This is a genomic window from Planomonospora alba, assembly GCF_039534085.1.
GTDB lineage: Bacteria > Actinomycetota > Actinomycetes > Streptosporangiales > Streptosporangiaceae > Planomonospora_B > Planomonospora_B alba.
This window is the reverse complement of the sequence record NZ_BAAAUT010000035.1, coordinates 70,570-83,280: the sequence shown is the minus strand read 5'-3', so window position 1 is coordinate 83,280 and position 12,711 is coordinate 70,570. Positions and strand designations below refer to the sequence as shown.

The following is a 12,711-nucleotide window of genomic DNA, read 5'->3' as shown; positions in this document are numbered from 1 at the left end:
GGCCCCTTCCACCAGTGCCCCGCCGCGCTGCACGTCGCCTTCCGCCCCCAACCGGTCCAGGACCCTCGATGAAGCGGGCGACCGGGCCGCGGCCTTCCTGCCGGCGGACCAGGGCCTCGGGGAGAACGCGGGCGTAGCAGGCCGGCGACACCGCCGAGGTGTGGCCGAGGAGCAGGGCGGAGGTGTCGGCGCCGTCCTCGGCGGCGTGGGTCAGGGCGGAGTGTCTGAGCCGGTGCAGGGCCCACGGCCCGTCCGGCAGCCTTGTCCCTTGGGCGCACTCCTCAGATTCCCCGGCGCCCTGCCGACCGGAGAATCGATTGACCATCGATTCTTCCTGATGAGGAGTGCCTCGTGTCTCGACTGAGCGGTCTGAGCGTCGGCAAGCGGCTCGGTCTTTCGTTCTCCCTGGTGGCCGGGCTCATCGCGGTGGCGGTCGGCGTCGGCCAGTGGGGAATGCAGCGTCAAGCCGACATCAGCGTGCGGATGACCCAACTGGAGCAGGTGGAAGACGACATCCAGACCTTCGTCTACCACGTGGCCGACGCCACCAGCTGGCAGGGCCTGGTCGTGGCCGACGCCGGCGCCTACGGCGGTGCGGCCGCCATCGCACCCGACTCCTACAACCGCTCCGAGCTCATGAAGACCAAGGAGGCGTTGTTCGCCACCCTGGACGGCACGCACACCCAGTACATGACGGCGGCCGAGCGGGAGAAGTTCGACCAGCTCCGCCCCGCCTGGGAGGACTTCTTCGTCTGGGACGACCGGATCGTGGAGATGCTGCGCGCCGACACCCGCGCCGGGCGCGTCGAGGCCATGGACAACATCAACGAGGGACCCGCCGCCGACGCCTGGGCCCTGGGCATCATGGTCAGTGACGAGTTGCAGGACTCCATCGCCAAGCGCATCGCCGCGCTGGAGGCCGAGGCCGGCGAGGTATCGGCCACCGGTGAGCGCGTGCTGTGGGGCGCGCTGGCCGTGGCGCTGCTGCTGGCCGTCGTGCTCAGCGCCGGGGTGACCCGATCGGTGGTGCGTCCGCTGCACACCGTGATGGAGGCGCTGGGACGGCTGGCCCGCGGTGACCTGACCGTGCACCTGGGCATGAAGCGCCGCGACGAGCTCGGCCGGCTCGGTGAGGCCCTGGACGCCACCGCCGCCTCGCTGCGCGCCACCGTGGCCACCGTGATCGATCACAGCGACACGCTGGCAGCCTCCTCCGAGCGGCTCTCGCAGGTCTCGGAGCGCATCTCCTCCTCCGCCGCGGAGGTCAGCGCCCAGTCCGGGGTGGTGGCCGCCGCCGCGTCGGACGTCTCCCACAACGTGCAGACCGTGGCCGCCGGCGGCCAGGAGATGGGCGCGGCGATCGGCGAGATCTCCCGCGGTACCTCCGACGCGGCCCAGGTCGCCGCCGAGGCCGTGACGGTGGCCCGCGAAACCAACGCGATGATGTCTCAGCTCGGCGCCTCCAGCGCGGAGATCGGCGACGTGGTCAAGACCATCACCTCGATCGCCGGGCAGACGAACCTGCTGGCGCTCAACGCCACCATCGAGGCCGCCCGCGCCGGGGAGGCGGGCAAGGGCTTCGCGGTGGTCGCGGGCGAGGTCAAGGACCTGGCCCAGGAGACCGCCAAGGCCACCGAGGACATCTCCCAGCGGGTCGCCGCCATCCAGGCCGACACGGCCGCGGCGATGGCGGCGATCGACCGGATCGGCGAGATCACCGGGCGGATCGACGGCCACCAGGCCGCCATCGCCGCAGCCGTGGAGGAGCAGACCGCCACGACCGGCGAGATGAACCGCAACATCGCCGACGCCGCAGCCTCCAGCAACCAGATCGCGGTCAACATCGCCGGTGTGGCACAGGCTGCGGTAGTCACCACCGAAGGGGTGACGCAGGCGCGGCAGTCCGCTGCCGAACTGGCCGGTATGAGCCGATCCCTGCGGGACCTGGTGGGCCGCTTCACCATCTGAGGCAGCGTCTGCCGCGGCCCGCCCGGCGGCTTCTCCGTGGCGGCCTCGAACAGCTCCGTGGCGCACCGGTAGGGCAGCCGGGCGCGGCTGCGCAGGTCCGGGCCGCCGGCTCGTACGGCAGCCGCCACAGGGTGCGCTCGCGCAGGGCGAGGGCGGGGCGGCCGGGCAGGGCTTCCGTCAGTTTCATAGGGGTCACTCCATTCACCTCTCGGCGGACGCTGCGTGCACGACCGATCGCGCGAGATGATGAATGGGCATTCGTCGTATGGCCTGCCTGGTATCCAGGGTGGTGTTGCCAGGAAGGCGACATCGGAGGCCGGTGAGGTGACATCGCCGGCCTCCGACGTATTTTTAAGTGAATCGGGAAATGCGAGTAACGGTGCCGTCGGCGATGAGGGGTGCCGAACACGGAACTGCGAACAGGAGGACCCGACCGCGAGACGGAGCGATGAAGACCGAATGGCCGGCGGTGCGATGCCGGGGACTCATCGGTCGTCCACGCGGTCGAAGCGCGTCCGCGGACGACGGAGGCGGCCGCTGTGGCGTCCGTCCGGTCCAGGAAGCGGCCGTTACGCGGAGGCGGCCGGGCCGTCGGCGAAACTGGCGAAGTAACCCGCCACCATGTCGTCGTCCCCGTGTCCCCGCGCTTCGGCACGCCGGAACCGCTCACCGGCGGCTTCGGCCAGATCCACCGCGATCCCGGCGGCCGCGGCGGCCTCGGTGATGAGCCGGGTGTCCTTCCCGGCGTTGCGCACGGTGAAGCTGGGCGAGTAATCCCCGCTGAGGACGGCCTTCATCTTCGCCTGGAGGTAAGGGCTGTCCATCGGTCCTCCGGTGATCACCTGGCCGAACAGCGCCGGATCCACGCCGAGCCCTTCGGCCAGCACGGAGGTCAACATGATCCCGAAACCGACCGTGGTGAGTTTGAGCCGGGTGGCCGCTCCGACCTCTCCCACCCACAGGGTCTTGCTGCCGATAGCGGAGAAGACGGGGTCGAGCCGCTCGTCGGCGGGCCCGGCGGCGAGGATGACCAGGGTTCCGGCCTCGGCCGGCTGCCGGGTGCCCTGCACGGGCGCGTCGACGAACACGAGCCCGTGCGACCGGGCGAAAGCGTCGAGGCGTTCGATGGCGGCCACGCCGACCGTGCTCATCTGCGCCCACACCTGTCCGGCCCGCAACCCGGGCGCTGCGGCGGTCATGGCCTCGCCGACCGCGTCGCCGTCGCTCAGCATGGTGATCACGACATCGGCACCGGACACGGCCTCGGCCGGGGCGGAGAAGACGAGGGCGCCGTCACCTCGCAGCGGCAGGGCCTTCTCCTTGGTCCGGTTCCACACCCTCACCTCGTGGCCGGCTCTGGCCAGATTGCGCGCCATGGCCGCGCCCATGATCCCGGTGCCCAGCAACGCGACGGTGGTCATAGTCAGCCTCTTTCTTTACTGAACAGTACAGATAGCATCAGGTCGACCACCGCCACCAGGCGGCGCCGGTCGGCCCCGGCCTTGCCCTGGACGCGCAGTCCCTGGATCGTCGTCATGACGAGGTCGGCCATCGCGGTCACGTCGGCGTCCGCAGGCAGCTCTCCGTGCTCGCGGGCGCGGCGCAGCACCGCGGTGACGGACATGGCGTTGCGGTCGAGCGCCTCGCCGACCACGCGACCGGCCACCGGATCGTGCGGCAGTCGCTCGGTCGCGGTGTTGGTGATCAGGCAGCCGCGCCGCTCCGGGTCGCCGACCGTGGCGTCCACCAGCCAGGTGAGCAGGTCGCGCAGGACCTCGCGGGCCGGAGCCGCGCTCGCGAGGCGGGCGGCGATGTCGGAGGTGGCCCGCACGGCGTAGCGCCGCAGCGCGGCCTCGTAGAGGCCGTCCTTGCTGCCGAAGGCCGCATACAGCGAGCCGCGGCCGATCCCGGTGGCTTCGACCAGATCCTGGATCGAGGTCGCGGCGTAGCCCTTGCGCCAGAAGACGTCGACCGCGCGGTCGAGCACCGTGTCGGTGTCGAACTCCCTCGTCCGTGCCATGCGGCCATCCTATCCCGTATGTGGAATGATCAGTCAAGTATCGGTCGTCGGAGCCGGGCTGCGCGTGCGGCCGGAGCCGCCACCCGGCCGGTCACCCGGTGCGGTCCCGGGCTGACCGGCCGGAGCGAGGCCGGGGGAGCCCGTCGACGGCGGGTGGCCCGAGTCCTCCACCGCCTCCGGCGTTCTCCGCCGGGGCGGGCCGATCACCCGGGCGGAATAGGGGAGGAGCCTCCTATTCTTGGCGGTCATGGTCCGTACCCGCCTGTACCGCAACGGCGTGCTCGAATCCGCCGGATTCCCCATCGCCGATGTCTCCGAGCACATCACCGACCCCGACGCCGCGGTCTGGTTCGACCTGTGCGCGCCCGCCCCCGCCGACCTGGCGGTGATCGCCGAGGAACTCGGCCTGCACGCCCTGGCGGTCGAGGACGTCCTGCACGACCGCCAGCGCCCCAAGCTCGACGTCTACGACAGCCACCTGTTCCTGACCGTCTACGCGGTGCGCCTGGACGCCGCGACCGGGCACGCCGACTCCAGCGAGATCAACGTCTTCGTCACCCGCAACGCCCTGGTCACCGTACGCTCCGACGACCGTTTCGACATCGACCAGATCGCCAAGCGCTGGGACGCCGCCGCGGGCCTGGCCGGGCACGGCGTCGGCTTCCTGCTGCACGGTCTGCTCGATGTCGTCGTCGACGGCCACTTCGAGGTCGTCCAGGCCCTCGACGAGCGCGTCGAGGCGCTGGAGGACGAGCTGTTCACCGACGGCGGCGCGGCCCGGTCCCTGCAGCGGCGCACCTACGACCTGCGCAAGGACATGGTCACCTTCCGCCGGGTGGTGCTGCCCATGCGGGAGGTGCTCACCGCGCTGCTGCGCCGGGACCTGCACGTGGTCGACGCCGCCATGGTCCCCTACTACCAGGACGTCTACGACCACGTGCTGCGGGTGGCCGAGTGGGTCGACTCGCTGCGCGAGCTGGTCGGCAACATCCGCGAGACCGCCCTGTCGCAGCAGGGACACCGGCTCAACGAGATCATGAAGCGCGTCACGAGCTGGGCGGCGGTCATCGCCGTGCCCACCGCGATCACCGGCTTCTACGGCCAGAACGTGCCCTATCCGGGTGCCGGGCAGCCGGGCGGGTTCTGGGCCTCCACCCTGCTGATCGTCGTCGTCTCCGCTGTGCTGGTCGCCGTGTTCCGCAAGAAGAACTGGCTGTGACACGCCCGTTTCCGCGGCCGCACACGAGCCGCCAAGCGGACGAGGCCGGTGGACCGGAGGCGCAAAACATCCCTCAGGGGATGTTTGATCCCGCGAGTTCTGTCTGATCCGCGTTCAGGCGCCGCGCCGCGCCGCGCCACGCCGGGGTGGATTCGCCGGTGGGGCGGCGGGACAGAGGGCGGGAAGCCGTGCGGCAGGTAGCGCCGCGGTCCACTGGGGGGGGGCGACGCCCAGCAGCGCAGCGAACCGCCGCGGACCGAAGCCCTGGCCTCCCCGGGACGGCCGGAGCCGAGCGGCGTTCACTACCGCTCCGCACGCCACGTCCGGGGCGGCCTCGGCCTGCGCTGGGCGGGCCTTCTTCACCGGCCGGGCCCGAACGGCCGGGGCGCGCCGGATGCGGAGTCGGCCGACATGCGGCGGAGAAAAGTATGTCGCCGGACCACACTGTCGGCCGGAGTCCTCCTTGGCAGGATCCGTGCATGGAACTCACTGTTCGTGGTCTGCGGCACAACCTCCTGGTCCGCGGACCCATCGACGGCCCGCCCGTGCTGCTGGTCCACGGCAACTGCTCCTCCGCGGCGTTCTGGGAGCCGCTGGTACGGCTGCTGCCCGAGCACTGGCGGATCGTCGCACCCGACCTGCGCGGCTACGGAAGCACCGACGCCGCTCCGGTCGACGCCACCCGCGGACTGCGCGACTTCGCCGACGACCTGGCCGCGCTGCTGGACGCGGAGGAGGTCTTCCCGGCCGGCACCCGCCCGGTCGTGGTGGCTCACTCCATGGGCGGCGGTGTGGCGATGCAGCTTCTGATCGACGCCCCCGAGCGGGTCGCCGCGCTGCTCCTGGAGGCGCCGCTGTCGCCGTACGGCTTCGGCCTGGGCGGGGCGGGCGCGGCCAACCCCGACTTCGTGGCCCGCCTGGAGGCCGGTGACCGCGGCGACGACTCGCCCGTCAGCCCCCGGATGATCCTGCGCACGTACTACGTGGCCGATCCGGCGAGCCTGGGCGCGGACGAGGAGCTGTTGCTCGACACGGTCCTGTCCACCGCGACCGGTGAGGGCAACTACCCGGGCGACGCGGTCGCCTGCGGCGACTGGCCGGGCGTGGGAGCCGGCCGGCGCGGCGTGCTCAACGCCATGGCGCCGCAGTGGTTCGACATCGCCGACGACCTGGTCGCGGTTCCCGGCAAGCCGCACGTGATCTGGGTGCGGGGCGACGCCGACCAGATCGTCTCGGACACGTCCCTGTTCGACCTGGCCTACCTCGGCAAGCTCGGCGCGGTTCCCGGCTGGCCGGGTGAGGAGCTCTGCCCGCCCCAGCCGATGGTCACCGAGACCAGGGCGGTCCTCGACCGCTACGCCGAGGCCGGGGGGTCCTACGAGGAGATCGTCTACGAAGGGGTGGGGCACAGCCCGCACATCGAGCGCACCGCCGACTTCACCGCGATCGTGACCCGCCTCGTGGCGGATACGGCGGCGGGCAACGTGACGGCGGGCAACGTGACGGCGGGCAACGTGACGGCGGGCAACGTGACGGGCGACGCGGCCGACGCGCCGGGCCGATGAGCGAGCCGGTCTACCGCCGGGAGCGGGTGCCCGTCCGGGGTGGCGCACTGCGGGCGGGGGTGTGGGGCGAGCGGGGGCCGCTGGTCGTCGCCGCCCACGGCATCACCTCCTCCCACCTGGCGTGGACGCTGCTCGGCCCGGACCTGGGGCGCGACCATCGCTTCGTCGCGGTGGACCTGCGCGGCCGGGGCGGCAGCCGGGATCTGCCGGAGCCGTACGGCATGGCCGCGCACGCCGACGACCTCGCCGCCGTGATCGAGCACCACGGTGGCGGGCCGGCCCTGCTGGTCGGGCACTCGATGGGCGGATTCGTCGTGGCAGAGACCGCCCGCCGCCACCGGCACCTGGTGGACCGGCTCGTCCTGGTGGACGGGGGAGCGCCGCTCCCCCTGCCCGAGGGCGCGGGCACCGTACGGGAGGCGATCGAACGCACGGTGGGGCCGATCGTGGCGCGGCTGGAGCGGACGTTCGCGACCCGGGAGGAGGGCCGGGACCTGTGGCGCGCGCATCCGGCCTTCGCCGAGTGGACCGAGGCGTGCGCGGCCTACGCCGACTACGACCTGGTGGACCTGGGCGACCGGTTCGAGGCCGCGTGCCGGATGGAGGCCGCGCTCGCCGACGCGCCCGAGGTGTACGCCCTGCCCGGAGCGGTCCCCGAGCCGCTGCCGGTGCCCGCCGTGTTCCTTCGGGCGGCCCGCGGCATGCTGGACGAGCCGGACCTGCCGCTGTACGCACCCGGCCGGGCCACCGAGTGGCTGCCCGGCGTCGCGGAGTCCACCGTGGAGGGCGTCAACCACTACACGATCACCCTGTCCCCCCGGGGCAGCGCGGCGGTCGCCACCGCCGTACGCGCTCTCGCGCACTGACCCGCGGGACAGGGTGGCCTGCACCCGGCGCAGCCACCCCCTCAGGGAGGCTGCGCCGGCCGACATCCCGTCAGGCAGCGTCGAGGGCTTCAGTGATCTTGCGGCTCATGTCCGCCACGGTGGGGCTGGGCCGGCAGCACCTGGTCGGCGATCGCCGCTGCGGACGTGCCGTCCAGCTTCACGTCCTTGGGATACGCGGCGAGCACGTGCCCGACCGGGCCGGTGGCGGAGGCCAGGGCGATGGAGCCCTCGGTGGCGGCCTGGTGGGGCTTGCCGGCGGCATCGGCGGCGGACATCAGCGCAACGGCGCCGTAGGCGGCGGTGCGCAGGGTGAGCCTGTCCTGGTCGGTCAGGGTGATGGGCATGGTCGTGTGCTCCTCGGATGTGTTCCGGGGTTCGGTGGAACGGATGAAGGGGGGAATGCGGTCCTGGCGGTGCCCGGCGGATCCCGGCGGCTGGGGCGGGTCGCCGGGGGAATCCCCTCCCGGACGCCCGCGCCCACCGGCGTGGGCTCGGCGTCAGTCGTCGATCGCCTGGTAGAGGGTGGTCCAGAAGTCGTTCATCAGGTGCGCGGGGCTCGGCACGGTGTAGCCGATCTGGCAGAGCAGGATGCCGGTGAGCCGGTTGACCGGGTCGGCGTAGGCGGAGGTGCCGCTGCCGCCGTCCCAGCCGAACTGGCCGATCGGCGCGTAGTCGCCGCGGTAGGTGCGCACCGCCATGCCGATACCCCAGCCGCCCTGCTGTCCCTGGCCGAAGGAGATGTGCACGTTTTCGGTGGCCAGGGCGGTGCGGGCGGCGTTCTGCTCGGGCGTGAGCCGGTTGGTGGTCATCAGCTCGACCGCGGGCCGCGACAGGATCCGCCTGCCCTGGTGCGTCCCGCCGTTGAGCAGCATCTGGAAGTAGGCGTGGTAGTCGTCGGCGGTGGAGACCAGGCCGCCCCCGCCGCCCTGGAACGCCGGCGGCTTGCTCCACCGGCCGCCCTCGGGCTCGTCCCACGCCTGGAACTCGCCGGTCCGCGGGTCGGGGGCGTACAGGACGGGCAGCCGGTCGATCTTGTCGGCGGGCACGTGGAAACCGGTGTCCTCCATCCCCAGGGGCTCGAAGATGCGTTCGTGCAGGAACTCCTCGAACGACTGACCGCTGACCCGGGAGACGAGCACGCCGACCAGGTCGCTGCTGATCTGGTACTGCCACCGCTCGCCGGGCTGGTGCATCAGCGGCAGCTCGCCCAGGCGGCGCATCCACTCGTCCGGCTCGGGCACCTCCACCGGCAGGTTCGGCGTCAGCCCCCGCTCGAAGATCGCGTTCAGTATCGGGGTGCCCAGCGCCGTCATGTCCATGCCGAGGCCGAACGTGGAGGTGAGCACGTCCCGCACGGTGATCGGCCGGCGGGCCGGCACGGTGTCGTCCAGCGGGCTGTCGACGCGCTTGAGCACCTGGCGGTCGGCCAGCTCGGGCAGCCACGGGTCCACCACGTCGTCCAGCCGCAGCCGGCACTCGTCCAGCAGCACCATCGCCGCCGCGATCGAGACCGGCTTGGAGGTGGAGGCCATACGGAAGATCGTGTCGCGGCGCATCGGCGCGCCTCCGTCGTGCCGCATCGTGCCGAGCGTCTCGACGTGAGTCTGGCCGCCCCGGCTGACCAGGGCCACCAGCCCGGGGATCTTCCCGGAATCGACGTGCCGCTCCAGCACCTCGCGCAACCTGCGCAGCCCCTTCATGGTGAAGCCGCTGCCACCGGTTCCCATCATGAATCTCCTTACCCGCAGTCTTCGATCTTGTGGAACCCGCCCCGGCGTGGCGCCCATGGGTGTCCATGAGCGCCGCACCAGGGCCGGGGTGAGCCTGGCCTGGCCCGCCCAGCGGTCCCGAGGCCGCGGTGATCGACGCCGTCCTGCCCGGCAAAGGCGTCATCCCGCCGCTCCAGAGATTGTCCGAATCTCCCGGCGACTAGGATCAACGCGAACAACGGGGCGGAACAACGACAACCTGCGCAAGGCTGCATTAACCCCCGGGTTAACGCCAAGGAGGATCGTGGACCTTCGCGACATCGAGATCTTCCTGACCCTGGCCGAAGAGCTGCACTTCGGCCGGACCGCCGAACGGCTGCGCGTATCCCCCGCCCGCATCACCCAGGCCATCAAGAAGCAGGAACGCCAGATCGGCGCTGCGCTGTTCGAACGCACCAGCCGCACGGTCCGGCTGACCCCGCTCGGCCGTCAGCTCCGCGACGACCTGCGGCCCGTCTACAGCGGGCTGCAGGACGGCATGCGCCGGGCCAAGCTCGCCGCCCAGGGCGTCACCGCCGTGCTGCGCGTCGGCATGCTCCCCCTCAACGCCCACGACCTGCGCCCCTACTGGGACGCCTTCCGCACCCGCCACCCGCAGTGGCGGCTGCAGATTCAGCACGCCTCCTTCGTCGACCCGTTCGCCGGGCTGCGCCGCGGCGACCTCGACGTGCTGGTCTGCTGGCTGCCGGTCGACGAACCCGATCTGACGGTGGGCCCGGTCCTGCTCGCCGAGCCACGGGTGCTCGCCGTGGCCGCCGACCACGAACTCACCCGGCGCACATCCGTCCGCCTGGATGTGCTCGCCGACTTCCAGCACAGCGACTCCCCGTCGCGGCCGGACTACTGGGCCGACGGCTTCGTCCCGTCCCACACCCGCAAGGGCCGCCCGATCCAACGCGGCCCCATGGTGGGCAGCACCGAGGAGATCCTCACCCTGACCAGTACGGGGCAGATCGTCAACCTCTTCCCCGCCCACATGATGCGCTATTGGAACCGGCCCGACATCGCCTACCTGCCCGTCAGCGACCTCGACGCCCTGCCGTACGCCCTGGTGTGGCGTACCGAGACCGAGAACGACCTCGTCCGGGCACTGGCCCGGGTCGCCGCCGACCTCGGCCCCCTTCCCGCCTGAGCCGCGCCTCCCGGCCACGTCGCGTTCGCGCAGACGGAACGTCACGCCCGGCCGCTTCCGCCCGGCCCGCTGGCGAGACTTCTCGTTCTGGGGACGCCGCCGGCTCCGGGCGGCGGCGTCATGCCGGGTGGATGAGGCGGCTTTCGTAGGCGAAGACCACGGCCTGTATCCGGTCGCGGAGTTCGAGCTTCTGCAGGATTCGCCCCAGATGGGACTTCACGGTCGCCTCCGCGAGGTACAGGGCGGCCGCGATCTCGGCGTTGGACAGGCCGCGGCCCACCTGGACGAGCACCTCGCGCTCACGGGCGCTGAGCCGGCTCAGCCGCTCGTCGCGGTCGGAGTCGCCGCCGGGGAGGTGCGGGCGGAAGTCCTCCAGCAGGCGGCGGGTGATCCGCGGGGAGAGCACCGCGTCGCCCGCGGCCACGCTGCGTATCGCGGTGAGCAGTTCCTCGGGTCTGGCGTTTTTCAACAGGAAGCCCGAGGCTCCGGCCTTGAGTCCGGCGAAGGCGTATTCATCCAGGTCGAAGGTGGTGAGGATCAGCACTCTGCTCCGGGGGGAGATCCGGATGAGCTGCCGGGTCGCCTCGATCCCGTCGGTCCCGGGCATCCGGACGTCCATGAGGACGACATCGGGGCGCAGCTCCCGGGCGAGGCGTACGGCCTGGATGCCGTCCGCGGCCTCGCCGACCGGCGCCATGTCGGGCTGGGCCTCCAGAACCGTGCTGAAGGCCATGCGGAGCAGCGCTTCGTCGTCGGCGATCAGGACGCGGATCCTCATGCGGACGCCGTTCCGCTGCTGCCGAGGAAGAGCCGGGTGTGGACTCCCCAGCCGCCGCCCGGAAGCGGTCCGGCCCGCAGCCTCCCCCCGTAGGCGGCCGAGCGCTCGCGCATGCCGGCGATGCCGTGGCCGGACGGTGCGACGCCGGCAAGCGGCGGGCAGGGGCCGCTGTCGGTGACGTCCACGGTGACGGTCTCGGTCGAGCACCGTATCCGGACCTTCGCGCGTGTGCCGGCGGGTGTGTGCTTGAGGGTGTTGGTCAAGGCTTCCTGGACCAGGCGGTAGACGGTCAGTTGCGCGGTGGCGGGTATGTGGGTGTGGCCGCCCTGGACCTCGATGCGGGTCGGCAGTCCGGCGGCGCACATCTGGCCGGCGAGGGCCTCCAGCTGTGCGATGCCGGGCAACGGGTGGCGCTCGGCGTCCGGTTCGTCGGTCCGCAGGATGCCCAGCGAGCGCCGCATGTCGGTCAGGGCCTGCCGGCCCGTCTCGGAGATCTGGAGCATCGCGGTGGTGGCCCTGTCGGGCGAGCGGTGCTGCGCGTAGACGGCGGCGTCGGTGAGCGCGACCATGACGGACAGGTTGTGGGTGACGATGTCGTGCATCTCCCGGGCGATACGTGTCCTCTCCTCGGCGACGGCCAGTCGCGCCTGCTGGTCCTGTTGCTGCTCCAGGCGTGCGGCCCGTTCCTCCACGGCCGCGAGGTAGGCGCGCGTGGTCCGCACATTCACCCCCAGGACGGCGGCGGCGACGACCATCGCGGTCATCGCGACGAAGGGGGTCAGGAATGCGCCTTCCGTCGTCCAGCGCAGGCAGGCCAGCAGGGCCCCGCCCTCCACGACGGCACCGGCGACAAGCGTGCCGCGCCGGCCCGAGTTCGCGGCCGCCGTGTAGAGAGCCACGAGCAAGGCGACGTCCGCCGGCAGTTGGACGTCCATCAGCCACTGGACGAAGGCGGCGGCCGCCACGGCGCCGAACACCGCGAGCGGGGCCCGGCGCCGCCATACCAGGGGCAGCGCCAGGGCGGCGGTGAGGACCACGGCCACCGGAAGCTCCTGCGGCGCGCGCGTGGTCACGATGTTGAGCAGGAGCAGCACCGGCAGCACCGAGTCCCACACCATGGGCGGCAGCCGGAGGCCCCAGCGCCGGGCGGCTCGCACCAGTCGCACCGCCCGCATGGAGGCCAGGTCGGCGTACCGCGTCAGCCGTACGGCTGTCCTCGTCCGCTGTAGGCGTGTCTCTGTCCGCTGTACGCGGTCCCGGTGGCGCACCGGGTGGGCGTCGCCGGGCTCTGCGGCCGCCTCGGTCATCGCACGTCCCTGTCGATTCAGCGTCATGGCGGCCCCGGTCGGGGCCGCCACCGCGTACAGCCGGAG

Annotated in this window: 11 protein-coding genes; 5 read left to right on the top strand and 6 right to left on the bottom strand. The window is 72.1% G+C overall.

All coding sequences use genetic code 11. The annotated features are described in order from the left end of the window. The first annotated feature begins 351 nt into the window (after positions 1–351). A complete protein-coding gene (locus tag ABD823_RS21460; protein WP_344862348.1) occupies positions 352–1,968 on the top strand; it encodes a methyl-accepting chemotaxis protein in 1,617 nt (538 codons plus the stop codon). 569 nt (positions 1,969–2,537) lie between these two features. Here the strand turns inward: ABD823_RS21460 and ABD823_RS21455 are convergent. Together ABD823_RS21455 and ABD823_RS21450 are read right to left on the bottom strand one after the other, a co-directional pair. Beyond that, positions 2,538–3,389: an NAD(P)-dependent oxidoreductase gene (locus ABD823_RS21455; protein ID WP_344862346.1), complete on the bottom strand. Its 852-nt coding sequence runs from the start codon at positions 3,387–3,389 to the stop codon at positions 2,538–2,540. Positions 3,390–3,391: 2 nt separating this feature from the next. Then, the gene (locus tag ABD823_RS21450; protein ID WP_344862343.1) at positions 3,392–3,988 is read right to left on the bottom strand and encodes a TetR/AcrR family transcriptional regulator; all 597 of its coding nucleotides are present in this window, start codon (positions 3,986–3,988) and stop codon (positions 3,392–3,394) included. A 247-nt stretch (positions 3,989–4,235) separates the two neighbouring features. On the opposite strand from ABD823_RS21450, the gene ABD823_RS21445 reads away from it, so the two are divergent. From ABD823_RS21445 to ABD823_RS21435, 3 genes are all read left to right on the top strand, one after another. Further along, positions 4,236–5,207, top strand: a complete 972-nt coding sequence (locus tag ABD823_RS21445; RefSeq protein ID WP_344862341.1) for a magnesium transporter CorA family protein — start codon at positions 4,236–4,238, stop codon at positions 5,205–5,207. A gap of 479 nt (positions 5,208–5,686) precedes the next feature. Next, positions 5,687–6,772 (top strand): alpha/beta hydrolase, encoded by a 1,086-nt coding sequence (locus ABD823_RS21440; protein ID WP_344862339.1) that lies wholly within the window; start codon positions 5,687–5,689, stop codon positions 6,770–6,772. Beyond that, positions 6,769–7,638, top strand: a complete 870-nt coding sequence (locus tag ABD823_RS21435; protein WP_344862337.1) for an alpha/beta hydrolase — start codon at positions 6,769–6,771, stop codon at positions 7,636–7,638. Before ABD823_RS21440 ends, ABD823_RS21435 begins: the two co-directional genes overlap by 4 nt. Positions 7,639–7,727: 89 nt before the next feature. Here the strand turns inward: ABD823_RS21435 and ABD823_RS21430 are convergent, their stop codons facing one another. After that, a complete protein-coding gene (locus tag ABD823_RS21430) occupies positions 7,728–8,003 on the bottom strand; it encodes a hypothetical protein (RefSeq protein WP_344862335.1) in 276 nt (91 codons plus the stop codon). A gap of 153 nt (positions 8,004–8,156) precedes the next feature. Then, entirely contained in the window at positions 8,157–9,389 is a 1,233-nt protein-coding gene (locus ABD823_RS21425; protein ID WP_344862333.1) for a serine hydrolase domain-containing protein, read from the bottom strand. A 283-nt stretch (positions 9,390–9,672) separates the two neighbouring features. Between ABD823_RS21425 and ABD823_RS21420 the strand changes: the two genes are divergently transcribed. After that, the gene (locus ABD823_RS21420; protein ID WP_344862331.1) at positions 9,673–10,560 is read left to right on the top strand and encodes a LysR family transcriptional regulator; all 888 of its coding nucleotides are present in this window, start codon (positions 9,673–9,675) and stop codon (positions 10,558–10,560) included. A gap of 118 nt (positions 10,561–10,678) precedes the next feature. Here the strand turns inward: ABD823_RS21420 and ABD823_RS21415 are convergent, their stop codons facing one another. Both ABD823_RS21415 and ABD823_RS21410 read right to left on the bottom strand, forming a co-directional pair. Beyond that, positions 10,679–11,338, bottom strand: coding sequence for a response regulator (locus tag ABD823_RS21415; RefSeq protein WP_344862329.1), 660 nt, complete (start codon positions 11,336–11,338; stop codon positions 10,679–10,681). Then, the gene (locus tag ABD823_RS21410; protein WP_344862350.1) at positions 11,335–12,513 is read right to left on the bottom strand and encodes a sensor histidine kinase; all 1,179 of its coding nucleotides are present in this window, start codon (positions 12,511–12,513) and stop codon (positions 11,335–11,337) included. Before ABD823_RS21410 ends, ABD823_RS21415 begins: the two co-directional genes overlap by 4 nt. Positions 12,514–12,711: the final 198 nt, after the last annotated feature.